Source organism: Micromonospora sp. NPDC127501 (genome assembly GCF_040302185.1).
Classification (GTDB): Bacteria; Actinomycetota; Actinomycetes; order Mycobacteriales; family Micromonosporaceae; genus Micromonospora.
This window is the reverse complement of sequence record NZ_JBEORJ010000006.1, coordinates 128,409-154,654: the sequence shown is the minus strand read 5'-3', so window position 1 is coordinate 154,654 and position 26,246 is coordinate 128,409. Positions and strand designations below refer to the sequence as shown.

Annotated in this window: 21 protein-coding genes; 8 read left to right on the top strand and 13 right to left on the bottom strand. The window is 70.0% G+C overall.

The features are described 5' to 3' along the window. Positions 1-8 precede the first annotated feature (8 nt). Positions 9-818, top strand: a complete 810-nt coding sequence (locus ABTW72_RS15870) for an endonuclease/exonuclease/phosphatase family protein (RefSeq protein WP_350859318.1) — start codon at positions 9-11, stop codon at positions 816-818. A 137-nt stretch (positions 819-955) separates the two neighbouring features. Here ABTW72_RS15870 and ABTW72_RS15865 read toward each other — a convergent pair whose 3' ends face one another. Both ABTW72_RS15865 and ABTW72_RS15860 read right to left on the bottom strand, forming a co-directional pair. Beyond that, entirely contained in the window at positions 956-1,831 is an 876-nt protein-coding gene (locus ABTW72_RS15865) for an alpha/beta fold hydrolase (protein ID WP_350859315.1), read from the bottom strand. After that, positions 1,828-2,790, bottom strand: a complete 963-nt coding sequence (locus ABTW72_RS15860; RefSeq protein ID WP_350859312.1) for a TIGR03557 family F420-dependent LLM class oxidoreductase — start codon at positions 2,788-2,790, stop codon at positions 1,828-1,830. The genes ABTW72_RS15865 and ABTW72_RS15860 overlap by 4 nt, the downstream gene beginning before the upstream one ends. 374 nt (positions 2,791-3,164) lie before the next feature. Here ABTW72_RS15860 and ABTW72_RS15855 point away from each other — a divergent pair, with 374 nt between their 5' ends. Then, a complete protein-coding gene (locus ABTW72_RS15855) occupies positions 3,165-4,526 on the top strand; it encodes a cellulase family glycosylhydrolase (protein WP_350859309.1) in 1,362 nt (453 codons plus the stop codon). A 55-nt stretch (positions 4,527-4,581) separates the two neighbouring features. Here the strand turns inward: ABTW72_RS15855 and ABTW72_RS15850 are convergent, their stop codons facing one another. From ABTW72_RS15850 to ABTW72_RS15820, 7 genes are all read right to left on the bottom strand, one after another. Beyond that, a complete protein-coding gene (locus ABTW72_RS15850) occupies positions 4,582-4,902 on the bottom strand; it encodes a DMT family transporter (RefSeq protein WP_112585076.1) in 321 nt (106 codons plus the stop codon). 797 nt (positions 4,903-5,699) lie between these two features. Beyond that, complete coding sequence (locus ABTW72_RS15845) at positions 5,700-6,962, bottom strand: RNA polymerase sigma factor (RefSeq protein ID WP_350859952.1); 1,263 nt, start codon at positions 6,960-6,962, stop codon at positions 5,700-5,702. Between the two features lie 3 nt (positions 6,963-6,965). Continuing rightward, entirely contained in the window at positions 6,966-7,367 is a 402-nt protein-coding gene (locus tag ABTW72_RS15840; RefSeq protein ID WP_350859306.1) for a YciI family protein, read from the bottom strand. Positions 7,368-7,471: 104 nt separating this feature from the next. Next, a complete protein-coding gene (locus ABTW72_RS15835) occupies positions 7,472-9,607 on the bottom strand; it encodes an alpha-galactosidase (RefSeq protein ID WP_350859303.1) in 2,136 nt (711 codons plus the stop codon). Further along, complete coding sequence (locus tag ABTW72_RS15830; protein ID WP_350859300.1) at positions 9,604-10,518, bottom strand: carbohydrate ABC transporter permease; 915 nt, start codon at positions 10,516-10,518, stop codon at positions 9,604-9,606. The genes ABTW72_RS15835 and ABTW72_RS15830 overlap by 4 nt, the downstream gene beginning before the upstream one ends. After that, on the bottom strand, positions 10,515-11,471 hold the full coding sequence (locus ABTW72_RS15825) for a carbohydrate ABC transporter permease (protein ID WP_350859297.1): 957 nt from the start codon (positions 11,469-11,471) through the stop codon (positions 10,515-10,517). The genes ABTW72_RS15830 and ABTW72_RS15825 overlap by 4 nt, the downstream gene beginning before the upstream one ends. Before the next feature lie 21 nt (positions 11,472-11,492). Then, positions 11,493-12,821 (bottom strand): ABC transporter substrate-binding protein, encoded by a 1,329-nt coding sequence (locus ABTW72_RS15820; protein ID WP_350859294.1) that lies wholly within the window; start codon positions 12,819-12,821, stop codon positions 11,493-11,495. A 282-nt stretch (positions 12,822-13,103) separates the two neighbouring features. Between ABTW72_RS15820 and ABTW72_RS15815 the strand changes: the two genes are divergently transcribed. The 4 genes from ABTW72_RS15815 (at position 13,104) to ABTW72_RS15800 (ending at position 18,620) form a co-directional block, all read left to right on the top strand. Beyond that, positions 13,104-15,095 (top strand): beta-galactosidase, encoded by a 1,992-nt coding sequence (locus tag ABTW72_RS15815; RefSeq protein ID WP_350859291.1) that lies wholly within the window; start codon positions 13,104-13,106, stop codon positions 15,093-15,095. Between the two features lie 37 nt (positions 15,096-15,132). After that, complete coding sequence (locus ABTW72_RS15810; protein WP_350859289.1) at positions 15,133-15,909, top strand: DeoR/GlpR family DNA-binding transcription regulator; 777 nt, start codon at positions 15,133-15,135, stop codon at positions 15,907-15,909. A gap of 586 nt (positions 15,910-16,495) precedes the next feature. Beyond that, entirely contained in the window at positions 16,496-17,998 is a 1,503-nt protein-coding gene (locus ABTW72_RS15805; RefSeq protein ID WP_350859286.1) for a chymotrypsin family serine protease, read from the top strand. Between the two features lie 82 nt (positions 17,999-18,080). Beyond that, on the top strand, positions 18,081-18,620 hold the full coding sequence (locus ABTW72_RS15800) for a hypothetical protein (protein ID WP_350859283.1): 540 nt from the start codon (positions 18,081-18,083) through the stop codon (positions 18,618-18,620). On the opposite strand, the gene ABTW72_RS15795 is transcribed toward ABTW72_RS15800, so the two are convergent. After that, a complete protein-coding gene (locus ABTW72_RS15795) occupies positions 18,607-19,137 on the bottom strand; it encodes a hypothetical protein (RefSeq protein ID WP_350859280.1) in 531 nt (176 codons plus the stop codon). The genes ABTW72_RS15800 and ABTW72_RS15795 overlap by 14 nt on opposite strands. Before the next feature lie 344 nt (positions 19,138-19,481). Between ABTW72_RS15795 and ABTW72_RS15790 the strand changes: the two genes are divergently transcribed. After that, positions 19,482-20,429 (top strand): sporulation protein, encoded by a 948-nt coding sequence (locus ABTW72_RS15790; protein ID WP_350859278.1) that lies wholly within the window; start codon positions 19,482-19,484, stop codon positions 20,427-20,429. A 65-nt stretch (positions 20,430-20,494) separates the two neighbouring features. On the opposite strand, the gene ABTW72_RS15785 is transcribed toward ABTW72_RS15790, so the two are convergent. Then, complete coding sequence (locus ABTW72_RS15785) at positions 20,495-20,779, bottom strand: hypothetical protein (RefSeq protein WP_373861193.1); 285 nt, start codon at positions 20,777-20,779, stop codon at positions 20,495-20,497. A gap of 270 nt (positions 20,780-21,049) precedes the next feature. Next, positions 21,050-23,092: a glycerophosphodiester phosphodiesterase family protein gene (locus ABTW72_RS15780; protein ID WP_350859275.1), complete on the bottom strand. Its 2,043-nt coding sequence runs from the start codon at positions 23,090-23,092 to the stop codon at positions 21,050-21,052. 191 nt (positions 23,093-23,283) lie between these two features. Between ABTW72_RS15780 and ABTW72_RS15775 the strand changes: the two genes are divergently transcribed. Further along, a complete protein-coding gene (locus ABTW72_RS15775) occupies positions 23,284-23,703 on the top strand; it encodes a hypothetical protein (RefSeq protein WP_350859272.1) in 420 nt (139 codons plus the stop codon). 85 nt (positions 23,704-23,788) lie between these two features. Here ABTW72_RS15775 and ABTW72_RS15770 read toward each other — a convergent pair whose 3' ends face one another. Next, on the bottom strand, positions 23,789-26,101 hold the full coding sequence (locus ABTW72_RS15770) for a HelD family protein (protein WP_350859269.1): 2,313 nt from the start codon (positions 26,099-26,101) through the stop codon (positions 23,789-23,791). Positions 26,102-26,246 lie beyond the last annotated feature (145 nt).

The window sequence follows — 26,246 nt, the reverse complement described above, 5'->3', positions numbered from 1 at the left end:
CCGCCGACGTGCTGCGGGTGATGACCTGGAACATCCGTACCGGCGGGCGGGACCGCGGCGGCCTCGACCGGCTGGATCAGGTGGTCCAGGTCGTCGACGAGCAGGCACCGCACGTGCTGGCCCTGCAGGAGTTGCGCGGCTTCGACCGGGACGGGCTGATGGCCAGCGTGGCGGGCCGGGTGGGGATGACGCCCCACCTGGCCCGGTCCTGCTTCGGGCAACCGGTGGCCGTGCTGGTCCGGCCGCCGTACCGGGTCGTCGACGCGGGGTCGGTGCGTCGTCCGTTCCACCACGCAGCCGCCCGGGTCGTGGTGGCCACGTCCGCCGGCCCGTTCACCGTGCTGGGCACCCACCTCTACCCGTACTCCGGGGGCCGGCGGCGGATGGAAGTCGACTGGTTGGTCGCCGCGATGCGCCGCGACCGGGGGCAGCTGACGCTGGTCACCGGTGATCTCAACTCGCTCGACCCGACCGTCGACCACACGGCCCGGCTGGCCGGCATGCCCATCCTCTACCGGCGGCGGCACCTGCGTCGCTCCGGCGGCGCCGTGGACACCCGCGCGATCGCCCGGCTGCTCGCGGCCGGCCTGGTCGACCTCTGGCCGTCGGGCAACATCGACGCGCCGGAGGCCGCCGGCCACACCGTGCCCACCCGGCTAGGCGGGGCCGAGTTCGCCGGGATGCGGTTGGACTACCTGCTCGGCAGCCCGGCGGTGGCGCAACGCGTGCACGACTGTCGGGTGATCCGCGACGGCGCGGCGGCCACCGCCTCCGACCACTATCCGCTGCTCGCCACGCTGGAGCTGTCTCCCGGCTGACGCCGCCGGTCCTCAGAGCACCAGATTCAGCAGGACGGTCAGCACCACCGACGCCACGATCGAGAAGAGGATCATCAGGAGGCAGCCGAGGCCCCCGCCGAGCGGGCGGATCTCCGTGTTGCCGAAGCGCATGACGTTCACCTGTCCGTGAGTGCGGGATGAGGGGCGAGCAGGTGCCGGATCGCGTCCGCGACGGCAGTCGGGGCGGTCGTGACCACGTTGTGCGCGGCGCCGGGAACGACCACCAGTGCCGCCTCCGGCACCAGCCGCGTCGCCTCGTCCCGCCACCGTTGCGGCACGACCGGGTCGCGGTCGCCGGTCACGACGGCGGTCGGCGCGCTGACCCGGACGAGGTCCGCCTCGATGGTGTTGCGCACCGAGTGCGACAGCGTGGCGAGGACCCGCCAGGGCCGGGCGTTCCAGACGTCCCGCACCAGGATCGGGGCCTGTAGCGGCGCCTCGCGCAGAGTGTCCACCAGCCAACGACCGAACTGGCCCCGTCGGGACCGGGCCGCCGGGTCACTTGTCGGTCCGGCCAGCACCAGCGCGCGTACCGCGTCGGGGTGGGTCGCTGCGACCGCGGCGGCAACCTCCGCGCCGAACGAGTGCCCCAGCAGGCAGACCGGCGGCAGTTGGTACGCGGCCAGCCAGGCGGCCAGGTGGTCGGCGTGCCGGCGGACGTCGTACGCGCCCCGGGGGTGTTCGGTGAGCCCGAAGCCGGGCAGGTCCGGCACGTACACCTGATGGGTGGTGGCGAGCGCGACGGCCAGCGGGGTGAGATACCGGTGCGAGACCGCCAGTCCGTGCACGAGCACCACGGGTGGCGCCCCGGTCCCCGGATCGGCGCTGCGGCGGGTGTGGGTGCGCAGTCCGTCGACGACCCGCCAGTCGCTGGTCAGCCCGCCGGCTGGCCGGGGCGCGGCCATGGCGAGCCGCAGCTCGGCCGGCCCGAACCGGCCGACGGCGCTGCGGCGGGTCGACCCGGGCGGCCGGGGTGCCGCGCCTTGGTTCACAGCTCGCGCAACCGGGGCAGCAGCTGCTCCTGCGCCCAGTCCAGGAACATCGGCTGCGTCTCCCCACCCACCTGAATGATCGCCACGTGGGTGAAGCCGGCGTCGACGAACTTGCGGAACGCCTCGACGTGCGCGTCCACGTCCGGGCCGCAGGAGATGCCCTCGGCGACGTCCTCCTCCCGGACGAACTGGGTGGCGGCGGCGAAGGACTCCGGGCCGGGCAGGTCGGCGTTGACCTTCCACCCCATGCCGAACCAGCGGAACTGGTCGTGCACGATCTTGCGGCACTCCGCCTCGTCGGGGCCGTAGCAGATGGCGACCTGGCCGTAGCGGGGTTGACCGGCGCCCCCGGCGTCGTCGTACATCTCGATGATGTGCCGGTCGGGTTCGGTGGAGATGAGGCCGTTGCCGTACTCGGCGGCCAGCGTCGCGGACTGTCGACCGGACGCGGCGATGGCCATCGGCACCGGCTGGTCCGGGCGGTCCCAGACGTAGGCGTCGGGCACGTCGAAGTGGTTGCCGGAGAAGGTCAGCGTCTCCCCGTTGAGCAACGGCCGGATGATCTGCAACGCCTCCTCGAACATCTCGTGCCGTTGCTGGACGTGCGGCCAGCCGCCGACCACGTGTTCGTTCAGGTTCTCGCCGGCGCCCAGGCCGAGGGTGAAACGACCGTCCGAGAGCGCCCCGATGGTGCTGGCCTTCTGCGCGACCACGGCCGGGTGGTAGCGGCGGATCGGGCAGGTCACGAAGGACATCAGCTCCGCGCGGGAGGTGGCGTGGGCGACCGCGCCGAGCACCGACCAGGCGTACGGGGAGTGGCCCTGGGAGTCCAGCCAGGGGTAGTAGTGGTCGGACATCACCAGTTGGTCGAAACCAGCCGCTTCGGCCCGTACCGCATGGTCCACCAGCTGCTTGGGCCCGGCCTGCTCGCCCATCAGTGTGTAGCCGACGCTGACCATCCTGGTATCCCCTCTCGCTGACGGATCGTTCCCGGGATACCCCGGTGCACGGCGGTCAACCCTCCCGTCCGGTTCGGCTGCGCAATGCTTGACGGATCCCGGCCGTCTGCCTACCGTCGCTCTTAACCGGTTAAGAGCCGGGTGTGGCGCACATCCTGTGGTGGGGATGACCGCCCCGTGACGGCCCGCGTCCGCGTGGGCCGTTGCGGCTGTCCGGGCTGCGGGCCCGTCAACTGAACCGGTTGCGAGGAGCAATCCATCGTCCTACGCTGATGCCTGCGCCGGGAGCCGGGCGCGGCTGCCGGGCTGCAGCCGCCTTCCCCTGTCTAGTCCCCACCCCTGTCGGGCACCGGGGGTCCTCCCTGAGGAAGGCCATGAAGACTCGACTCTCCGCCGCCGGCGCGACAGTGCTCGCGTTGCTCGTCACCGTGCTGGCGTTCGGCCAGCCGGCGCACGCCGCGGCTGGTTTCTCCGTCGCTGGCGGCAAGTTGTACGACGCCAACGGCGCCGAATTCATCATGCGCGGCGTCAACCACGCGCACACCTGGTACCCGCAGCAGACCAGCTCGTTCGCCGACGTCAAGGCGCTCGGCGCGAACACCGTGCGGGTGGTGCTCTCCAGCGGCGACCGGTGGACCCGCAACACCAACGCCGACGTCGCCAACGTCATCTCGCTCTGCAAGGCCAACCGACTGATCTGCGTGCTGGAGGTGCACGACACCACCGGGTACGGCGAGCAGAGCGGCGCGATCACCCTCGACCGCGCCGTCGACTACTGGCTCAGCCTCGCCGACGTCCTCGTCGGCCAGGAGAGGTACGTCATCGTCAACATCGGCAACGAGCCGTACGGCAACCAGAACTACGCCTCGTGGGCCACCGACAACGCCAATGCGATCAAGCGCCTGCGGGCCGGCGGGTTGACCCACACGATCATGGTGGACGCGCCGAACTGGGGGCAGGACTGGTCGTTCACCATGCGCGACAACGCCGCGTCGGTCTTCGCCGCCGACCCGGCCCGCAACACCGTGTTCTCCATCCACATGTACGGGGTGTTCGACACCGCCGCGGAGATCAGCGACTACCTGGGTCGGTTCCGCACCGCCGGGCTGCCCATCGTGGTCGGTGAGTTCGGCTTCAACCACTCCGACGGGAACCCTGACGAGGACACCATCCTCGCGTACAGCCAGGCCAACGGGATCGGCTGGCTGGGCTGGTCGTGGAGCGGCAACGGCGGCGGCGTCGAGTATCTCGACCTGGCCACCAATTTCAATCCGGCGAGCCTGACCGACTGGGGTCAGCGCCTCTTCAACGGCGTCAACGGCATCCGGCAGACCGCCCGGGAGGCCAGCGTCTTCGGCGGCACCCCTCCGCCGACCACCCCGCCCCCCACCACGCCGCCGCCCACCACGCCGCCGCCCACCACGCCCCCGCCGGCCGGTGGCTGCACGGCGACGTACACGGTGACCAACCAGTGGCAGGGCGGCTTCCAGGGTGAGGTACGGGTGACCGCTGGCGCGAGGGCGATCACCGGCTGGTCCGCCGGGTGGACCTTCGCCAACGGCCAGCGCGTCACCCAGTCCTGGAATGTGGCACTCACCAGCAGCGGAACCACGGTGACCGCCCGCAACACGGACTACAACGGACGGCTGGCCGCCGGGGCCAGCGCCAGCTTCGGCTTCCTCGGCAGTTGGACCGGCACCAACAGCCTGCCGGTGGTGAGCTGCACGGCGAGCTGACCGTCGGACCGGTGGTCGGGTCCGCGCCGGACCCGACCACCGGGAACCGTCCTGGTCAGTGCTCCCCGGCCAGGTTCACGATGACCACCCCGGCGATGATCAGCGCGATGCCGGTGAGTTTGGCGAGCCCCACCGACTCACCCAGGAACACCGCCCCGATCGCCACGATGGCCGCGGTGCCCAGACCCGACCAGAGGGCGTACGCCACGCCCACGGGGATCTCCTTGACGGCCTGGGCCAGCAGGAGGAACGCCAGCGCGTAGCCGCCGAGGCACGCCACCGTCGGCCAGAGCCGACTGAACCCGGCGGTGCTCTTGATCAGGCTGGTCGCCACCACCTCGGCGAGGATGGCGATCCCCAGCAGCACGTACGCCATTCGTCCCCTTGGTCCTTCGTGGTCGATGAACCCGTCGCCATCCAGGCTAGTGCCAGCGATGTCCCCGCCCGGCCGGCCTGTCGACGTCGGGCCGATCCGTGGGCATCCAGCCGACCCGTGGGCATGCGGCCGATGCGTGGGCATCCGGCCGGCCCGTCGTGTGGCGTCCGTGCGGCCCGTGGTTGGCGTCCGCGCGGCCTCGGCATCTGTCACAGACCGCCTTTGGAGCTGATGTCACAAACGAATCGGTTGTGGCGACGCAGCAGACCCCGCCAACGAACCAGATCCCGTTGACGAATCAGACTTCGCCATCGCCCTGCGCCCTGCGCCCTGCGCCCGACGCCCTGCGCCCGACGCCCTGCGCCCGACGCCCTGCGCCCGGCCCAGTGGATGAATCGTTTACGGCATCAGCTCCAAAGCGGGCCCGGCACACCCCACCCACCCACCCACCCACCCACCCACCCACCCACCCGCGCCGCTGTTGCTGGCGGCGCGGCCGTCGCTGGCGGCGCTGCCGTTGTGGGCCGTGCCGCCGTTGTGGCCGGCCGCCGTTGTGGCGGCGCTGGCGTTGTGGGCCGCGCTGCCGTTGTGGCCGGCCGCCGTTGTGGCGGCGCTGGCGTTGTGGGCCGCGCTGCCGTTGTGGGCCGCGCCGCCGTCCCCGGGTAGTGGAGTGGGAGCGGCTCGCAGGGTAGATCTTGGACACTTTCCGTTCCGCGCTGACGGAAACTGTCCAAGATTGCCAGCTGTGGCGGGTGAAGCTGGTGGGTCGCGCCGCGGGAACCAGTTGATCTCTGTCTTCACGGGAGATCAACGAACTCCGCTGCCAGTCGGGCTGCCCGCATGGTCAGGTAGAGCTGTTCGGGGCGGCTGCTCGTGCGGGCGGCGGCGATCCGGTAGTCGGTGATCGCCTGGGCCTGGTCACCGGCCATCTCGTGCAGGTGGGCGCGGGCGGCGGCCAGCCGGTGGTGTCCGGCCAACTGGGGGTCGTCGGTCAACGCGTCGAGGGCGGCCAGGCCGGCGGTGGGTCCGTGCACCATGGCCGTCGCCACGGCCCGGTTGAGGGCCACCACCGGGCTGCCGGCGATGCGTTCCAGCACCCCGTAGAGCGCCAGGATCTGCGGCCAGTCGGTCTGCTCGGTGCTCGATGCCTCGTCGTGCAGGGCGGCGATGGCGGCCTGCACCTGGTACGGACCGACCGGTCCGCGCGGCAGGGCCCGGGTCACCAGTGCGATGCCCTCGGCGATCGCCGTCGCGTCCCAGAGGCTGCGGTCCTGATCGGCCAGTGAGATCAGCTCGCCGGAGGGCCCGGTCCGCGCCGGGCCGCGTGCCTCGGTGAGCAGCATCAACGCCAGCAACCCGGCCGATTCGCTGTCGTTGGGCAGCAGCGTGTGCAGCGCGCGGGTCAGCCGGATCGCCTCCGCCGCGAGGTCGACGCGGCGCAGGTCCGGCCCGGTGGTGCTGGTGTGCCCCTCGGTGAAGACCAGGTACAGCACCTGTCGTACGGCGACCAGCCGGTCCGCCCGCTCCGCCGGCTCGGGCATCCGGAACGGCAGCCCGGACGCCCGGATGCGCTGCTTGGCCCGGCTGATCCGCTGCGCCATCGTCGCCTCGGGCACCAGGAACGCGCGGGCGATCTCGGCGGTGCTCAACCCGCCGACGGCGCGCAGTGTCAGCGCCACCGCCGACGTCGGCGCGAGCGCCGGGTGGCAGCAGAGGAAGAGCAGGACCAGCGTGTCGTCCCGCTCGGCGGTCAACTCCTCGTCCGGCGCTGGCGCGTACCGCTGGTCGTCCGGATCCCGGCGGGCGACCAGGTCCTCCCGGCGTCGTCGGGCCTGCTCACCGCGGACCAGCTCGATCATCCGCCGGTAGCCGACCTGGATCAGCCAGCCACGGGGGTTCGCCGGTAGCCCCTCTGTCGGCCACTGGGTGGCGGCGACCAGCAGCGCCTCCTGCACCGCGTCCTCCGCCGTCGCGAAGTCACCGAAGCGGCGGCTGAGCACGCCGAGGACCTGCGGCGCCAACTCGCGCAGCAGGTCCTCGATGCGGGGATCGGTGTTCAGCCCTCACAACTCCTGTGCTGGGGCGGACATCACCGGGTGCACCTCGATCGGCATGTTCAGCGGCTGGCCGCCGGGGCCGGGCGCCGTGGAGATGTGCGCGGCCAACTCCACGGCCCGCTGCGGGCTCTCGCAGTCGATGATCCAGAAGCCGGCCAGGAACTCCTTCGTCTCGGCGAACGGCCCCTCGGTGACCACCGGTGCCCCGCCCTCACCGGCCCGGACGATCCGGGCCTGCTGCGGGCCACTGAGGCCCTGCGCGTCGACCCACTCACCGGCGGCGGTCAGTTTGGCGTTGACCTCGCCCATGAAGGCGATGTGCGCCCGGACCTCGTCCTGGGTCCAGGTGTCGATGCTCGGGAAGTCGCTCCCGGCGGCGCTGAACTGCATCAGCAGCATGTACTTCATGGTTGGCTCCTCACGCCTGCGCACCGTCGTCGGTGCTCTCACCCTGAGGTAGAAGCCGGCCCCGCCGTTCTCGACACCCCGGCCGAAGATTCTCCAGAATCTTTTCAGTCGACGGTGTCGACCTCCAGCACCAGGCTCTGCTCCGGGTGCAGGGCGGGCAGTTGCACACCCACCCGGGCCAGCGCCGCCCCGCTGAGGGTGAGACCGTCCGCCAGCCAGGTGGGCGGGGACAGGTCGATGCTCGCCGGGGCGGGTACGCCCGACACCGGTCGCACCCGGTACCGCCGGCCCGGGTCGAGGCCGGGCAGCCGCACCGCGCCGGGCACCTGCGTCACCGAGGTGGCCAGCCGGGCCACCGCGTACACCGCTCGGGTTTTGTCGTGGTCGACCACGCCGTGCGCCCAGACGGCCGGGTCCGGGTGATCGACCCGCACCACCCGACCGGCGTGCAGCAGCGGGCGCAGCCGCTTGTGCAGCGCCACCCAGGCGGCCAGCTCGGTCTGCTCGGCGGCGCTGATCGACGCGATGTCCCACTCGATGCCGTGGTGGCCGAAGAGCGCGGTCGCCGCCCGGAAACCCAGGTCGTGTACGCGGTTGGTGGTGTGCGAGCGTTCCGGGCCGACATGGGTGCCGATCAGCTCCGGTGGCAGCAGCAGCCCCGTCCAGCGTTGGATGCTGAGCCGCTCCAGGGCGTCGTTGCAGTCGCTGGCCCAGACCCGGTCGGTACGCGCCAGGATGGCCAGGTCCACCCGGGCCCCGCCGGACGAGCAGCTCTCGATCTCCACACCCGGGTGCCGATTGCGCAACTCGTCGAACAGCCGGTAGACCGCCAGGGTCTGCCCGTGCACCCCGGGGCGGCCATGGTGCCCGGCCTCGGTGAGGTCCCGGTTCTGGTCCCACTTGAGGTACCGGATGCCGGGGTGGTCGGTGAGCAGCGTGTCGAGTCGTTCCAGCACATAGTCGTACGCCTCGGGGCGGCCCAGGTCGAGCACCTGCTGATGACGCCAGGCCGGCGGCAGCCGCCCCGGCACGGCGAGCACCCAGTCGGGATGCGCGCGGAACACGTCCGAGTCGGGGTTGATCATCTCTGGCTCGACCCAGAGGCCGAACTGGAGGCCCTGGCCGGTGACGTGCTCGATCAGCGGTTGCAGGCCGTTCGGCCAGACGCCCTCGTCGACGTACCAGTCGCCGAGCCCGGCGGTGTCGTCGCGCCGGCCGCGGAACCAGCCGTCGTCGAGCACGAACCGCTCCACGCCGATCTGCGCGGCCCGGTCGGCGAGCGTCCGCAGCCGGTCCAGGTCGTGGTCGAAGTAGACCGCCTCCCAGACGTTGAGGGTCACCGGGCGGGGGGAGTGCGGGTGCTCGGGGCGGGCCCGGAGGTGGGTGTGCAGCACGTCGCTGAGCCCGTCCAGTCCGACGTCGGACCAGACCGCGTAGAGCAGGGGAGTCTCGTACGACTCGCCGGGGCCGAGCCGGACCTCCCCGGGGGCCAGCAGCTCGCCGCCACCGAGGGTGGACTCGCCGGTGGGCCGACGTTCGGCGAACGTGACGTGGTCGCCGCTCCAGGCGGTGTGCACCGCCCAGACCTCGCCGTGGCCGAAGCCGAACCCGGTGGTGCCGGCCACCAGCAGCAGTGTGGCGTCGTGCCCGGTGCGGCCGTGCCGGCCCTCGCGGACCCAGGTGCCGTGCTGCCACGGGTGCCGCTGCGGGGACCGTTCCCGACACCACCGGCCGGTCAGGTCGAGCAGCTCGGTGGCGACCGCCGGCACCGGCAGCACCGGCGTCAGTTCCCGCAGCTCGTACGCGCTGTCGCCGTCGTTGCGCAGCCGGTGTCGAACGGTCAGCAGGCCGTACGTGTCGAGCGTGATCTCGATGGTCACTGTCAGCCCGGCGGCCGGGTCCGACGCTCGCACGGTCACCCGCCCCGGTCCGTCGGCGGGCTGGTCGACGTCGAGACCGTCCAGCCGGAACGCGGTGGACCAGCCGGCGCCGTCGCGGTGCCCGGCCAGGCCGGGCCGCCCGCTCCAGCCGGCGCTCGCCTCCGGCAGCACTGACAGCACGGTCGGCTCGTCGAAGCTGCTCGGCACCACCGGCGGTACGGTCGCGTCGGTGAGCTGGCGCAGGCCGTCGTCGTCGAGGTCGCCGACGTCGCCGCCCCAGTGCACGACCCGGGGCAGCCCCGGGCCGCGCGCGTCGAGCACCAGGCTGGTCCGCGCGCGGCGCAGGTGCAGGATCGTCATCCTTTGGAGGCTCCCAAGGTCAGGCCCCGAACGAAGTGTCGCTGGAGCATAAAGAAGATCACCAGGGTGGGGATCGCGACGAGCACGCTGCCCGCCGAGACCAGGTTGTTGTCGGTGAAGAACTCACCGCGCAGGTTGTTGAGCGAGCTGGTCACCGGGAACTTGTCGCCGGTGCGCATGAGGACGGTGGCCCAGAAGAACTCGTTGTAGATCCAGGTCACCTCCAGCGTCGCCAGTGCGGCCAGGGCCGGCCGGCACAGCGGCATGGTGACCTGCCAGTACTGTCGCCAGATGCTCGCCCCGTCGACCATCGCCGCCTCGTACAGGTCACGGGGCAGCGCCTTCATGTAGTTGCTGAGCACGAAGACACAGAAACCACACTGGAAGGCCACGTTGATCAGGATCAGGCCCCAGTAGCTGTCGTAGAGCAGTTCCGAGTCACTCATGAACTCCGGCAGCGGCACCTCGGTGAACAGCCGGAACAGCGGGATGAGCAGCGCCTGCTGGGGCAGCAGGTTGGCCGCGGTGAAGATCCCCAGCAGGACGAGGTTGAGCTTCCAACTGAACCGGGCGATGACGAACGCCACGCAGGAGGCGAGGAAGAGGGTCAGCAGCACCGCCGGCACGGTGATGTACACCGAGTTGAGGAAGTGCTGCCCGAACTCCGCCGTCCGCCAGGCGGTGACGTAGTTGTCGAAGGTCCAGCCGCCGAAGGAGACGTAGCCGTTCGCGGCGGTGTAGTCGTACGAGCGCAGCGAGGTCAGCACCGCCCAGGCGATCGGGAAGAGCCAGGCCAGCGAGACGACGATGAGGAAGCCGTGCAGCAGTATCCGTAACGGGGTCATCTTGCGGCGCCGCGGCGGCACGTCGGCCCCGCCCTCGGTACGCCGGGTGACGGTCGCGGTGCTCATTCCCGGTTCTCCCTCATCACGGTCGCCAGGTAGATGGTGATGAAGACCAGCGAGACGACCAGCATGATCGTTGCCAGCGCCGAGCCGAAGCCGATCCGGCTCGCCTCACCCACCACGTTCTGGGTGACCAGCGCGGAGATCAGCTCCAGCCCGTTGCGGCCCTTGTTGACCACCCAGACCAGGTCGAACGCGCGCAGTGACTCGATCACGGTCACCACCAGCACGATGATGTTGATGGGTCGCATGACCGGGAACACGACCCGGAAGAACGCCCGGCTCTCCGAGGCGCCGTCGACCGCTGCGGCCTCGCGCAGCGACGGATCGACGCCCTTCAGGCCGGCCAGGTAGAGCAGCATGATGTACCCGACGTGCCGCCACCCGGAGGCGACCATCACCGCCCAGATGTTGACGTTCGAGTCGCCGTACCAGTCGATGCTGCTGCCGAAGACGGCGTTGATCAGCCCCTGGTCCCGGGAGTAGAGCAGTTGCCAGACGAAGCCGATCAGCGCCAGTGAGAGCACCACCGGCAGGTAGAGCGCGGTCTGGTAGAAGCGGCTGCCGCGCAGCTCCTTGTCCAACAGCACGGCCAGGAACATGCCGAACGGGGTGGCGACCACGAACAGCGCTGCCAGCCAGAGCAGGTTGTGCTGGATCGCCGGTACGAACGGCGGGTAGATGGTCACCACGTCGCTGTAGTTGCGGGCGCCGACGAACTCGATCTCGTTGAAGGGGCCGATGCCGTCCCAGTTGGTGCCGGAGAGCAGCACGGTGGCCGCCGCCGGCAACCAGACGAACCCGGTGACGAGCAGCAGCGGGACGAGCACCATCAGCGTGATGACCACGCGGTCGGTGCGGGACAGGAGCCGTAGCCGTCGGCGACGGCCACCCGTGGAGGTGGTCGTCGCCGGCGGCGGCACGGCGCGATCCGCTTGGATCAGGGGCAGGTCGGACACGATGTCCTCCCCCTTCCGCCGTCAGTCAGTGAAGATCGACTTTTTCTGGTTCTCGATGGACGAGGTGAGCCCGCCGATGTCCTTGGGGTTCTTGATGAACTGCTGGAGCGCCGGGATGATCACCGTCGAGGCGAAGTCCGGCCGGGTGTCCCGGTCGAGGAACTGGGCGATCTCGGTGGCCGACCCGACCAGCTCGGCGGCCTTCTTCTGCAGGGCGGTGTAGCCGCTGACGTCCGCGCTGGTGTTGGCCACCAGGGTGGCCGGGTCGTTCTTGACCGTGATGTCCGCAGCGTCCTTGCCACCGAAGTACTCCAGCAGCTTGCGCGCGTTGTCCTCGTTCTTGGGCTTGCGGGCCATCATGTAGCCGTCGATCGGCGCGTCCAGCGCCTTGGCGCCGATGGCCGGGTCGATCTCGGGGAAGGTGAAGAAGTCGAGGTCGCTCTGCTCCTCGTTGCTGAACTGCTGACCGACGAAGAGGCCGAGCAGGTACATGCCGCTCTTCTTCTGCTGCAACGACTGCGCGGCCTCCTGCCAGGTGCGGCCGAGGCTGTCCGGCTGGTGCGCGGGGAGCAGGCCGGCCCAGGTGTCGAAGACCTTCTTGACCTTGTCGGAGGTCCAGGCCTCCTTGCCGGCCATCAGGTCGATGTGGAACTGGTAGCCGTTGATGCGCAGGTTGAGGATGTCGAAGGTGCCCATGGCCGGCCAACCGTCCTTGTCGGCGAAGGCGATGGGGATGAGGCCGTCCCTCTTCATCTGCGTGGTGAGCGCGGTGAGCTGGTCCAGGGTGGTGGGCACCTGGTAGCCGTACTGCTGCCACACGGACTTGCGGTAGAAGACCGCCCACGGGTAGTACGTCGCCGGTACGAAGTACTGTTTGCCGTCGTCGCCGGTGGATGCCTTCTTGAAGGCGTCGGAGTAGCCGGAGAGCTTGCCCCACACGTCACTGATGTCGCTGGCCAGGCCCTTCTGCGCGAAGAAGCGCATCCGGTAGCCGGCGAACCAGGTGAATACGTCGTCCGGCTTGCCCTGTAGGTAATTGTTGATGTTCTCCTGGAACGTGTTGTGGTCGACCGTATTGACCGCGACCTGCACGCCGGAGGAGGTCTTGAAGCCGTCGGTGACCTTGACCAGGACGTCCTTCGGCTTCGGGTCGGACTGGTTCGAGCCGAGCGAGACGTCCTTGCTGGACCCGCCGGAGCCGGAGTCGTCGCCGCAGCCGGTGAGCAGGCCGGTGCCGAGCAGCGCGCCTGTGCCGGCCGCGCCGGCCAGCAACGATCGTCGGTTGATGCCGGCGACTGAGGGCGGTACGAGCCGAGCCAGGTACTCGGCTTGGGATTGGGGACGGGACATCTGTGCCTCCTGCGGATGAGAAGGAGCTACGCCCAAGGGCCTCAGGGTGGTGAAGGCAGGTCCAGCGTTGTGATCACACATTGAGATCCACCGAGAATCCACATTGGCGAACACGAACGGCCATTGGGGCCTCAAGCTACCCTGCGGTCGGGCGCTGTCAAGAGGGCAGTTCGCCTCTGATAACCCAGTCGTGACACGGCCGTTACCTGGTAAACGTTGGAAAGAAGCTCGATGTTGGAACCTGTTGACTTCGGTGGTCTGGCGGGTGCAGCCTCAGCTGTCATGCGGCGATGGCAGGGTGACAGCATCTATTTCGGCGGCGACTACAACCCCGAGCAGTGGCCCGAGGAAACCTGGTCCGAGGACGTCGACCTGATGCGCCAGGCCGGGGTCAACCTGGTCTCCGTCGGCATCTTCTCCTGGGCGTTGCTGGAGCCCGCCCCGGGGCGGTTCGAGTTCGGCTGGCTGGACCGGGTGCTGGACCTGCTGCACGACGGCGGCATCCAGGTCGACTTGGCCACCGCCACGGCCAGCCCACCGCCGTGGTTGGCCCACGAGCACCCGGAGACGCTGCCCCGCCGGGCCGACGGCGCGATCCTCTGGCCGGGGGGACGACAGGCGTACTGCCCCAGCTCACCGGTGTTTCGCGAGCGGTCGCTGGAGCTGGTGCGCGCGGTCGCCGGGCGGTACGCCGAGCATCCCGCCGTCGTCATGTGGCACATCTCCAACGAGCTGGGCTGCCACAACGTGCACTGTTACTGCGACGTCAGCGCCGAGGCGTTCCGCGGCTGGCTGCGCGAGCGCTATGGCGACCTGGACCGGCTCAACGACGCCTGGGGCACCGCGTTCTGGAGCCAGCGCTACGGCGACTGGGCCGAGATCAACCCGCCGCGCGCCGCGCTGACCTTCGCCAACCCGACGCAGCAGCTGGACTTCCTGCGGTTCTCCTCCGACGAGCAGCGCGCACAACTGCGCGCCGAGCGCGAGGTGTTGCAGACGCTGGTCCGGCAGCCGATCACCACCAACTTCATGATCGGCTTGGGCATCAAGCACATGGACTACCACTCCTGGGCGTCCGACGTGGACCTCGTCTCCAACGACCACTACCTGACCGCCGCCGACCCGCAGGCGCACCTCGGGCTGGCACTCGCCGCCGACCACACCCGGGGCGTCGCCGGCGGCGACCCGTGGTTGCTGATGGAGCACTCCACCAGCGCGGTCAACTGGCAGCCGCGCAACGTGGCCAAGCTGCCCGGGCAACTGCGCCGCAACAGCCTCGCGCACGTCGCCCGCGGCGCCGACGGGGTGCTCTTCTTCCAGTGGCGTGCCTCCCGGGCCGGCGCGGAGAAGTTCCACTCCGCGCTGGTGCCGCACGCCGGGCCGGACACCAAGGTGTTCCGCGAGGTCTGCCAGCTCGGCGCGGACCTCAAGGCCCTCGCGGAGGTACGCGGCAGTCGGGTGGACGCCGACGTGGCGATCCTGTTCGACTGGGAGGCATGGTGGGGTGTCGAGTTGGATTCGCACCCCAGCGTCGACGTCACCTACACCGACCGGCTGAAGGCCCTGTATGACTCGCTCTGGCGGGCCGGTGTGACCGCCGACATCGTCCACCCGTCGACCGACCTCAGCGGCTACCGGCTGGTCCTGGTGCCGACCCTCTACCTGGTCCGGGACGCCGACGTCGACGCGCTGCACCGGTACGTCGAGGCCGGTGGCACGGCGGCGGTCACCTACTTCAGCGGCATCGTCGACGCCAACGACCACATCCGGCTGGGTGGCTACCCGGGCGCGTTCCGGGAGTTGCTCGGCGTCCGGACCGAGGAGTTCTTCCCGCTGCGCGAGGGCGAGCAGGTCCGATTGGACGACGGCAGCACCGCCGACGTGTGGACCGAGTGGGTGCACCCCGACGGCGCCGAGGTGCTCGCCTCGTACACCGATGGGCCCTTGCCGGGCGTGCCGGCGCTGACCCGGCACCGGGTGGGCGACGGCGCCGCCTGGTATGTCGGCACCCGGCTGGACGAGCAGGCGACCGATCGACTGGTGGCTCGGCTGCTCGCCGAGGCCGGCGTCCACCCGACGGTGTCGGCACCGTCCGGGGTGGAGGTGGTCCGCCGCCGTGACGGCGACCGGACCTGGCTGTTCGCGATCAACCACACCGACACCGAGGTACGCCTGCCGGTGCACGGCGTCGAGCTGTTGACCGGAGGACACTGCGCCGGTGAGCTGGCACTGCCGGCCGGTGAGGTGGCGGTGGTCCGTGAGGATCGGACCTGATTCTGACGACAGTCACGGCGCGAAGGAGGTTCCCCACATGCTCGCCCAGCAGCGGCAGACCGCCATCCTCGATCTGATCCGCCAACGTGGCGGGGTGCGGGTGAGTCACCTGGTCAGTCGGTTCGGCGTGTCCGACATGACGATCCGGCGCGACCTGGAGGTGCTGGCCGAGCGCGGCCTGGTCGACAAGGTGCACGGCGGCGCGACCCTCGCCGGGCCCGGTTCGGCCGAGGAACCCGGATTCGCCGCGAAGTCGATCCGCCAGCAGGCGGAGAAGCGGGCCATCGCCGAGCGGGCGGCGACGATGGTGGAGCCGGGGATGGCCATCGCGCTCTCCGCCGGCACCACCACCGCCGCGCTGGCCACGCTGCTCTCCGACGTACGCGGGCTGACCGTGGTGACCAACTCGATCCCGGTGGCCGACGCGCTCTACCAGAACCCGCGCGCCGACCAGACCGTCGTGTTGACCGGGGGCATCCGCACCCCGTCGGACGCGTTGACCGGGCCGGTGGCCGAGGCGGCGATCAGTGCGCTCAACGTCGATCTGCTGTTCCTCGGTGTGCACGGCCTCAGCCCACGGACCGGCTTCACCACGCCCAACCTGCTGGAGGCCGGCGTCAACCGCTGCCTCATCGGCGCGGCCCGCCGGCTCGTGGTGCTCGCCGACCACACCAAGTGGGAGACGATCGGCATCGCCACCATCGCCCCGCTGGAGGCCGCCGACGTGCTGATCACCGACCGGGGGCTGCCGGCCGAGGCACGAACCACGATCGGCGAACAGGTCGGCGAACTGGTGATCGTGGAACCTGAATAGTGGCGAGGGCCCATCCTGCTCAGCGGGGGCCATGACACCGTCCCCGCCTCGGCTGGGGCGGTGGCGAGGGTTTGTCCGTCTCGCCGATGACAGCAAGAACCGGCCCTGCGCCATCAAGCGGCATAGATGCCTGCCACTGACCGGCCCGGATGCCACCCACCGTGACCGACGGTGCGGCCACTCGTCACGCCGCCCGTTGCGGCCGGAACACCACGGCTGATCACCGCATTCACGGTGCAGAGATCACCTCGGCCGTCATCGTGAACGCCCGTTCAGGCCGCGCACCCATGTCGTTTGAGTGACTTCGCTCCTACCGTGGCGCTCCAACGGTCGCCTTCGGGGCAGCGCGACTCAACGCACCCGTCAATACTCATTTTTGCCAATGATCATTGGCACGAGAAGTGGTGGGCGCCGCGCTCGGAACGCGGCGCCCGTGGCCCCACCTCAACCCACTGGAGGATGCGTGCAGGTCCACGGAAAAGCCTACCCTCTACCCGATCCACCGACTCATCATCGTCGACGCCCCGGCGTACGTCGGCTCGCGGTGGCGATGGCGGTCTGCCTCGCACCGGGAGCTGCGGTCTTCGTGCCGACGGTCTCGTTCGCGGCGGTGCCGTCCTTCCACACCTCGCTCGACCCGAGCAAGGTGAAGGAGTCGATGCAGTACCTGGTCAAGACCTTCGGCGTGTCGGAGGCCGAGGCGCTGCGGCGGCTTGAGCTCCAGAACGACGCCCAGGCACTGCATGCCATGCTCAGCGAGCAGAGCGCCGCGTCCTACGGTGGCATGTCCCTGGACCACGACAACGGTGGTGTGCTCGTCGTCTCGACGACCAGGCCTGCTGACGTGGAGGCCTACGTCGCGTCCATGCCGGACCGGGCGCACGTGCGGACCAGGACCGTCAAGCGCTCCCTCCAGGCGTTGGAGCAGACCCGCGAGACGCTCGCCAAGCAGGTCGGCGAAGGAGCCGACTCGGTCTACGTGACCTCGGTTGACACCGAGAACAACTCGGTTGTCATGTGGGAGCGGGGCTGGGTCGCCGAGAGCAAGAGCAACGGCACCTGGGCCGAGAAGTCGGGTAGGAACCGGCCGACGGCAGCCGTGCCCGGCGACCAGCGCCTGGCCGTGTCGGCGGAGAAATCCAAGGCTGACGCGGCCGTCAAGATGGTGCCGACCGCCGTCGAGCGGCGTGTCCTGCCGGAGCCGAAGCAGTCCTACACGCCCTACATCGACTGGGGGACCTGCCATCCGCTCTACTGCAAGTCGGTCTACGGCGGCATGCGGGGTGGTCTTCGTCTGAACATCAGGCGCGACAACGGCACGACGGGCGGCTGCACGGCAGGGTTCAACGTCCGGTCGGGCGGCGGCGACGTGAACGGCTGGGGATGGGTGTTGACAGCCGGTCACTGCGTCGTCGGCAAGACCAACACCGTCAAGGTGCACCACAACGGGTACAACATCTTGAACCCGCACGGTGTCGCCGGCGGTTACTACATGGAGGTCAACTCCTACCCGTACGACTTCGCGTTCCTCAACTACATCAGTGGCACCGAGTCGGGTGCCTGGCTGGAGAACTGGGGCGGTACGGGTTACCGGAACAGCGTGCTGAAGTACTGCCGCAACGGCGGTCAGGACAGCAACGCCGACACACCGTGCGGCAACCAGGCGACCGAGGCACGGGTGACCATCAACGGTTACCACGCGCTGAGCGCGATCGGTTCCGGGTGGATCGTCTGCGCGTCCGGAAGTGGATCCGACACTGCCAACTACCCTGAGTCGTACGATTCGGGCGCCGGCGACGGCTACCTGGTCGGCACACGATGCGGCCGGGTCCTGTCGAAGGACGTCGGGATCAACACCGACGTGTGCGCCCGGGCGGGCGACAGCGGGGGGCCGTTGTTCAGCCAGCTCGACAACAAGGCCTACGGCATTCTCGAAGGCGACCAGCAGAGCCGTAGCGGTCCATGCGCCTCGGGCGAGAAGAACAACTACACGGCCATCAGCAAGATCTACGAACTGATGGAGACCTGGAGGACGAGCGGCTACACCGGCGGCGCGGTCTTCCGGCTCATCACGGGCACCAACGGCTGACGCCTGGTGCGGGCCGTCCTCGTCGGACGGCCCGCACGCCCACCTGTCCGGCAGACCAGGACTCGAACAAGGGAGCACGGCCATGATTGCGGTCAAGGTGCGAATCACGGCGGTCGTCGTCGTGGGCCTGGCCCTCCTCGGGATGCTGAGTTGGGTGGCCGGCTCGTGGCCCGCCGACCAGAGCCGGGCGACCGTCGATCACTGCTATGTGACCCACGATCGGCTGGAGGCCATGCACAGCCGGTGCGTCGGCAACTGGACCCGCGGCGGCCGCGGGCAGCAGGGGCCGATCCACGGCGTCGACGTCCAGGAGTCCTGGAAGATCATCGACGACGAGCCCAGCAGCGCGTACGAGTGGGAGGTGGCCGTCCCGGCCTCGGCTCGGCAGCCACGCGTACTCGCCGACACCCGGCAGGCATGGACGTTGTCGCCGCGTGCCCTCCCCTGGGGTCTGGTCCCTGCCGGCCTCGTGGCGCTGCTGGCCGCGCTCGCCTGGTTGATCACCGCTACGGTCAAGGCACCGAGGCCGGCGCCGAACGCCCCGGCCGAGTCGGCCGCCACGCCCGCCTACAGCACCGATGCCGCACCGGCTGCCGGATCTGAGCCCCCTAGTGGTCGTTGAGCATGAACAGGAGCGTTCGATGCTCCAGGTCCAGGAAGGCCACCCGCCTACGTGTCGACGGCAGTGTCTCGTTGTAGATCTCGCTGTGCAGCCAGCGCGGCTTGGCCGGGAGGAACGGTACGAGGTCCAGTCGCACGTCCGTAGGCGTGTGCGAGTGCCGCAGCTCAGCCGGGTCGATGGATGCGAACGGCACGAAGGCGAACTGCTCGGCCAACCTGTGCGCGTCCTGCGGACCCAGCACGATGACGCCCTGGTACTCCCAGTCCGTCGGACCCGGCATCCGTGAGCACGGATCGCTCAACGCGCGCGCCTGCCAGTGAATCTCCGAGTACTCACCGACATGCGGCAGGTCCTCCGGCGGATCCCAGCGGCTGACCCGGACCTTCGCCTCGTCGGCCTGTCGTTGCTCCTGGCATCCACGCGTCTCGTCCACGGCTGCCGCGTCGCATCCCGCCACCAGCAGCAGCCCCACCGCCGCGGCGAGCATCGCTGGACGTGCCCGTCTCCCCGTCTTCATCGGCCAGACTCTAGATCTGTCCGCGGACCGTCGTCGGGCAGGCTGACACCGGCGTGGTCGGCCTCCCGCGCATCGGCGCTCGGCGGATCGCGCCGCCGTCGACGCTCTGGCCAGTCGCCGGTCCGGTGGTCTTCGCAGCGGAGGGGCGAACGCCTGATTCGTTTGCGACATCAGCTCCAAAGGCTCATCGACCGACATCCGCGCCTGGCTGACGCTGAGCGGGAAGGCGCTGATCGACTCGACGCCGGCGCTTCACAGCCACCTCACAGGGGTGCTGGATAGGGTGCCGTTTGAGTCAACGTCCGACTCCAGCCTGGAGCGGTCGGCGTCGCACAGGAGTTCCGATGGTCTTCAAGAAGATGTTGAGCGCGTTCGGTGTGGGCGGTCCCAGCGTGGACACCGTGCTGACCAACCCCAACACCCGGCCCGGCCTGACCCTCGACGGGCAGGTCAACCTCGTCGGTGGCGACGCTGAGGCAGCCATCGAGCAGGTGGTGATCGGCCTGGTCACCCGGGTCGAGGTCGAGGGACACGACACCGAGTACGCGGGCACGATGGAGTTCCACCGCATGGCGGTCAGCGGGTCACTCGTCCTCGCACCGAAGCAGCAGCTCTCGATCCCGTTCCAGCTGCCGGTGCCGTGGGAGACCCCGATCACCGACGTGTACGGCCAGCGTCTGCACGGTATGACGATGGGTCTGCGTACCGAGTTGGCGATCGCCCGCGCGGTCGACAAGAGCGACCTGGACCAGGTGGCGGTGCACCCGCTGCCGGTGCACGAGCGGATCCTCGAGGCTTTCCAGCGGCTCGGCTTCCGGTTCAAGCACGCCGACCTGGAGCGTGGTCACATCCGGGGCGTGCAGCAGACGCTGCCGTTCTACCAGGAGATCGAGTTCTTCGCCTCCCCGCAGTACGCGAACACCATCCGGGAGGTCGAGCTGACCTTCGTGACCAGCCAGCGCGGTGTGGAGGTCATCCTGGAGTGCGACAAGCGCGGCGGGTTCCTCAGCGCCGGGCACGACGCGTTCGGCCGCTACCAGGTGTCGCACGCCGACGTTGACCGGGTGGACTGGGCGCAGGTCGTCGACGGTTGGCTGCGCGAGACCACATCCCGCTACGGCAGCCTGCGCTCCCAGTACGGCCCGAGCCACGGTCACGGTCACAGCCGCGGGCACGGTATGGGCGGCATGGTGGCCGGCGCCGCTCTGGGTGTCGCCGGCGGCATGATCGCCGGCGAGATGATCGAGGAATCGTTCGAGGGCGACTTCGGCGACTTCGGCGGCGACGAGTAGCCGGACCGAACACGACGGTGGCCTCCGGGAGGATCTCCCGGAGGCCACCGTGCACTGTGAACCGGTCAGTGCCGGGCCTTGCGCTCCTCGCCGCTGCGCCAGTTGCTGCCGGCCTTCGCGAGGCCGCGGCTACCGAGGTAGCCAAGCGTCAGCAGGGTGATCAGGAACCAGGCGTTGTCGGCCCGGAAAATGTCCACCCCAGCGGAGTTCTGACCAACGACCTGCGACGCGCCCAGTACGGCGGCCACCGCGATCAGGTAGATCCAGAACTCGGTGGTCTTGAACGCCTGCTTGGTCTCCGTACCGGGTGCCTGCATGTCGTTACGGCGCCCGTCATGCATGACCGGCATCTGCTGGGTCTGCATGTCCCGCATCTGAGCGGGATTCTGCGGGTCGTTCATGGGCCGGTTCATCGGCCGGGTGGAAGCAGCCTGCGTGCTCATCTGGTCCTCCTCAGGATGCGATGAGTCGTACCTGCATTCCCTCGCCCCGCTACCGCGTTTCGGCCACGGCACGGTTCGCTTTCGTGGCGGGGACAACCCCCGACTACCCGAGGCCCCGGAGCAGGTAACACCGATCGCCGGCCGGAAAAGTCCGGCCGGCGATCAGTTGGTCGACGGTCAGCGCAGGCCGTTGCGGATGGCCACGCTCACCAACAGGTCCGGGTCGTCGGTGATGATGCCGTCGACACCGAGGTCGATGACCCGCTGCATGACCGTCGCGTCATCGACGGTGTACGGGATCACCTTCAGGTTGTCCCGCGTCTGCAGGGTCCGGACGTCCGGTCCGTGGAAGTATGCCGGGTTCTCCCGCAGGTACCAGTCGGTCGAGGCGACGGTGCCCTGCTTCGGGTCGTGCACCTGCCAGTTGGCGGAGACCGTGCCAGCGCCCGCGGCCCGGGTCAGCTTGCCCAGGTCCTGGTACTTCCACCAGTCCAGTCCACCGGTCCAGGGGCTCTTCAGCGACGGGTTGCCGTAGACCGCCTCCAGCGAGCACTCGTCGGCGAGGGTCGCGCACTCGTCCGGGCCGTACTGCCAGACCAGGCCTACCGTGCCGATCCGCCGGTCGAGCTGCCGCGCGTACGTGATGGTGCGCCAGTCGAACGACTGGATGGTGGCCCGGCTGGTGAAGCCGGCCCGCTGGATCGCGTCGACGAGCTTGCGGGTGAAGCTGCGGTACGGCTCGGTGTCGTTCACCACCGGGCTGATCTTCGTTTCGATGTTCATGCCGATGTCGGTGCGGCCACTCGCCTTCACCAGGGCGAAGACCTCGTCCAGGGTCGGGATCCGGGCACCGGGCGCGGGCACCTGGGCGGGTAGCTCGGGCAGCGTCTTCGTGCCGCAGTCCACGGTCTTGAGCTGCGCCAGGGTCAACTCGTGCACCGGCTTGCCCACGTACGGGAACTTTCGGTCTCCCGGGCGCACCGGGGCGGTGTCGACGCAGTGCGACCCGTTGACGGTGCGATCGTGCAGCACCACGAGCTTGCCGTCGGCCGTCACGTTGGTGTCCAGCTCAAGGGTGGAGATGGCCCGGTTGGACAGCGCGTTCGCGAACGCCGGCAGGGTGTTCTCCGGCCGGGTGGCCCGACCACCCCGGTGCGCCTGGATGTCGAACGGCGCGGCGTACGCCTTCGGCAGCCGGTAACCACGCTGCGCCAGCACGCCGCGCAACCGGTCCGGGTAGTCGGTGATCATGCCGTCCACGCCGTCGTCGATCAGCTTGGTCATGGTCGGCACGTCGTCGACCGTCCACGGGATCACCTTGATCCCGTAGCGGTGGGCCTGGGCGACCATCTCCTTCGTGACGTACGGCTTGTAGCCCGGGTCGGTGACCGTGCCGTTCTGCGGGGTGCCGTGCACCGGCGAGAAGGCGCTGGCGCCGAAGGTGCGGATCGCCTTGATCGGGTCGCCGCCGAAGTCGTCGATGTCCAGCCCGCCCAGCCACGGTGACGCACCCGGCTGACCGGTCTGGAGGAAGTCGTAGTTGGTCAGGGCGACCAGCGGCAGCTTCGGCTCGACCTGACGCATGCGCATCAGCGCGCCCCAGTCGAAGCTCTGGATGGTGACCTGCTTGAGCAGCCCGGCGGCGCGGATCTCGGCCGCGGTGACCCGGACGAACTGCTCACGGGGGGCGGTCTCGGTCGGCGCGCCAGCCTCGACCTTGGTCTCGACGTTGAGCTTCACGTCCTTCGCCCGGTAGCGGTTGACCAGCGCGAAGACCTCGCGCAGCAGCGGCATCCGGGCACCCGGGACGGCGAGCTGGCCGGGCTTGTCGGACAGTGTCCTGGAGCCGCAGTCGAGCGAGCGCACCTGGGCCAGGCTGAGCGTGTTGATGTACTTCCCGACGTACGGGAACTCCGGGTCGCCGGGCGTCACCGGGGTGGTGTCGACGCACTTGGTGCCGGTGACCTTGCGGTCGTGGGTGACGACGGCCTGGCCGTCCTCGGTGATCTGCACGTCCAGTTCGAGGGTGCTCACCCCGAGCTGGAGGGCGTTCCCGAAGGAGGCGAGGGTGTTCTCCACCCGCAACCCGAGGCCACCTCGGTGGGCCTGCACGTCGAATGTCCGGTCCGGTCGTGGCTTCGCCTGGGCGGGCACCGCGAGCCCGGTCGTCACCGTCGCGGCCACCAGGGCCGCGACGGCGGTACGGCGTACTGCGCGCACGCTGTCATCCCCTCCTGCCGGCGGGCATCTCCCACCGGTCGCGGGACAGCATGGACATCTCGGGCTGCGGGCAGGCGGCCAGCGGGCGGCGTGACGGTGAACCGCCGTGGACGACCTCCCGGTCACGCCGGGTTTGGTCGGCCGGTGGCCGGGCACGCTGTCAGTTCCACAGCTTCTGCGAGGTGATGGACGTGCGTGAGGACGACATGCGGCAGGACGCCGCCCGCGAGGCCGAGGATCGGATCGCCGGCGGCGTGTACGGCAAGGGCGCCCTCGACGAGGTGACGGTGCCCCGCACCGATGTGGAGAGTCAGATCCAGCGCGATGACCCGTTCGATCCGGCGAAGGAACGGATCGACCCGCAGGTGCTGCGTGACGGTGGCCCCGTCGGCGGGCAGGGCGCGGTGACCACCACCGGTGGCACCGCCGGGCCGGCGAGCGTACGCCGGGTGGCCCGACAGCCGGAGCGTCACCCGGGCAAGGTAGCGCCGACCACCACCGGAGATGCCACCACCGGCGGCCTGAGCACCCCGACGGGCGGTGGCACCAGCGACCAGTCCACGTCCGCAACGGGCCCGGCAAAGTCCGTCAGGGACAAATCCAACGACTAACCCCACCCACCCGCCCCCTGGCGGCGTGATCATGAGGTTGACGTGGCTGACGGAGATCACAGTCCACGTCAACCTCATGATCGACTCAGCGGGTGGGGGTGGGGGTGGGGGTGGGACGGAGGACTCCTAGGCGTTGGGTGGCGCGGGTCAGGGCTACGTACAGGTCGCTGCGTCCGCGGGGGGACTCGGCCACCATCCGGTCCGGGTCGACCACCAGCACCGAGTCGAACTCCAACCCCTTGGCCTGCGCGACTGTCAACACCACCACCCGGCTCTCCAGCTCCGGATGCTCGCCGACGGCGGCCTCCGGCAGTGCGGCGGTCACCGCCGCGCCCAACTCGCCCACCCGGCCGGCCGGCACGAGCACCCCGAGCCGCCCCTCGGTCAGCCCAGCCGCCTCCCGGGTGGCCTCGGCGACCAACTCCGCCGCCAGCCGACCGTCGGGCACCGTGCGGTCCCACGGCGGTACGCCGCTCTCCCGCACCGAGCGCGGCGGCCGCAGTGCCGGGTCGATCTCAGCCAGTACGTCGGCGGCGACCGCCATGATCTCGGCGGGAGTGCGGTAGCTGACCGTCAGCTCGGTGAGCCGCCACCGCTGCTCGACGTACGGGGCGAGGGCGTCCGCCCAGGACGGCGTACCGCTCAGCGCGCCGGTCTGTGCCACATCCCCGACGATCGTCATCGACCGGCTCGGGCAGCGGCGCATCAGCAGTCGCCAGGCCATCGGCGAGAGCTCCTGCGCCTCGTCCACGATCACGTGGCCGAACGCCCAGGTCCGGTCGGCGGCGGCCCGCTGCGCGGTGGTCAGCCGGTCGGCCTCCTCCTGCCGCTCCAACAGCCGATCCGCGTCGATCAGGTCGGTCACGCCGAGGATCTCGCCGCCCTCGGCCTCGTCCTCGACGTCGATCGAGCGGGAACCCCGGGCGATCTCCAGCACGCCCTCGGCGTACTCCCGTTCCATCATCCGGATGCGGTCCCGTCGGGCGGCGGCCGCGCGTTCGTCCTCACCGAGCAGTTCGGCGGCCTCGTCCAGCAGCGGGACGTCGGCCGGCGTCCAGCCACCGCGCTCGCGCCGCAGCAGCGCCCGCTCGTCCTCGCTGAGCATCGGCGCCGCGGCGGCGATCCGGTCCGGGTCGGCGTACAGGTCGGCGAGCAGCCGCTGTGGGGTGAGCACCGGCCACAGCCGGTCCAGGGCGGCCTGGATCTCCGTCTCCTCGCGCAGCTCGCGGCGGATCTCAGCCCGGTCCGCCTCGTCGAGGAGGTTGTCCCCGCCGAGCGGGTCGGCGCCGATCCGTTCGGCCACCTGGTCGGCGAGCGCGTGCACGATCTCCACGTCGAACAGCGCGCGGGCCAGGTTGTGCGGTCGGTCGGCGCGGCGGACCCGGTCCCGGGCCGCGCGCACGATCTCCGGGTCGAGGGTCAGCGTCTCCCGCTCGACCTCGATCTCCAGCGGCTCGTGCGGCACCCACTGCCGGTCCCGTACGGCCCGCGCCAACACCTCGGCCAGCACCGCCCGGCCCTTGAGCGCCGCGGTCTCGGCCGGCTCGGTCCGTTGGGCGCTCACCCCGGGAAAGAGATCACCCTGGGTACGCAGCAGCACGCCGGTCTCGGCCAGCGTCGGCAGCACCTGGGAGATGTAGCGCAAAAAGGTCGCGTTCGGGCCGACCAGCAGCACACCACGGCTGGAGAGTTCCCGGCGGTGCGTGTAGAGCAGGTACGCCGCCCGGTGCAGCGCGACAGCGGTCTTGCCGGTGCCGGGGCCGCCCTGGACCACCATCACGCCCGGGAGTTCCGCGCGGATGACCTCGTCCTGCTCGGCCTGGATGGTCTCGACGATGTCGCGCATCCGGCCGGTACGGCCCGCGTTGAGCGCGGCGAGCAGCGACGCCTCACCGGTCAGCTCCTCGTGGGCGCCGGGGGAGGCGGTGTCGATGTCGAGCACCTCGTCGTTGAGCCCGGTCACCTTGCGCTGCCGGGTGCGCAGGTGCCGGCGACGGCGTACGCCCTGTGGGTTCGCGGCGGTGGCGAGGTAGAACGGGCGGGCGGCGGGTGCCCGCCAGTCCATCAGCAGCGGGTCGTAGTCACCACTGGTGTCGAAGATGCCGATCCGGCCGATGTAGCGGCGGGAGTCGTCGTCGCCGTCGAGACGGCCGAAGCAGAGCCCGTTCTCCACGGCGGAGAACTGTTCGACCTGATCGGCGTACATCGCTACCGAGCTGTCGCGCTGCGAGCGGTCCTGGAGGGTGCCGCCGGTGTTGTGCAGCTCGGCGGTGAGCCGCTGGGTGGCCTGCTCACGCAGTTGGTCCAGCCGGTTGTAGAGCATCGAGACGTACTCCTGCTCGCGACCGATCTCGTCGTCGAGCGGCAATTCGCCGGAACCGCCGGAGTGCCTTGACAAGCCGTCTCCCTAAAGATTAGAATCCTTTGCAGGAACGGCTTTTAGCCGTTCTTTTTTGTGCCTTCGAACTGTTGAAGATAGCGCGTTCCGCCGGTTCTCACCAAGCCGGGCGGTCCGGCGCGCCGGTGATCGCGAGGTGGCGACG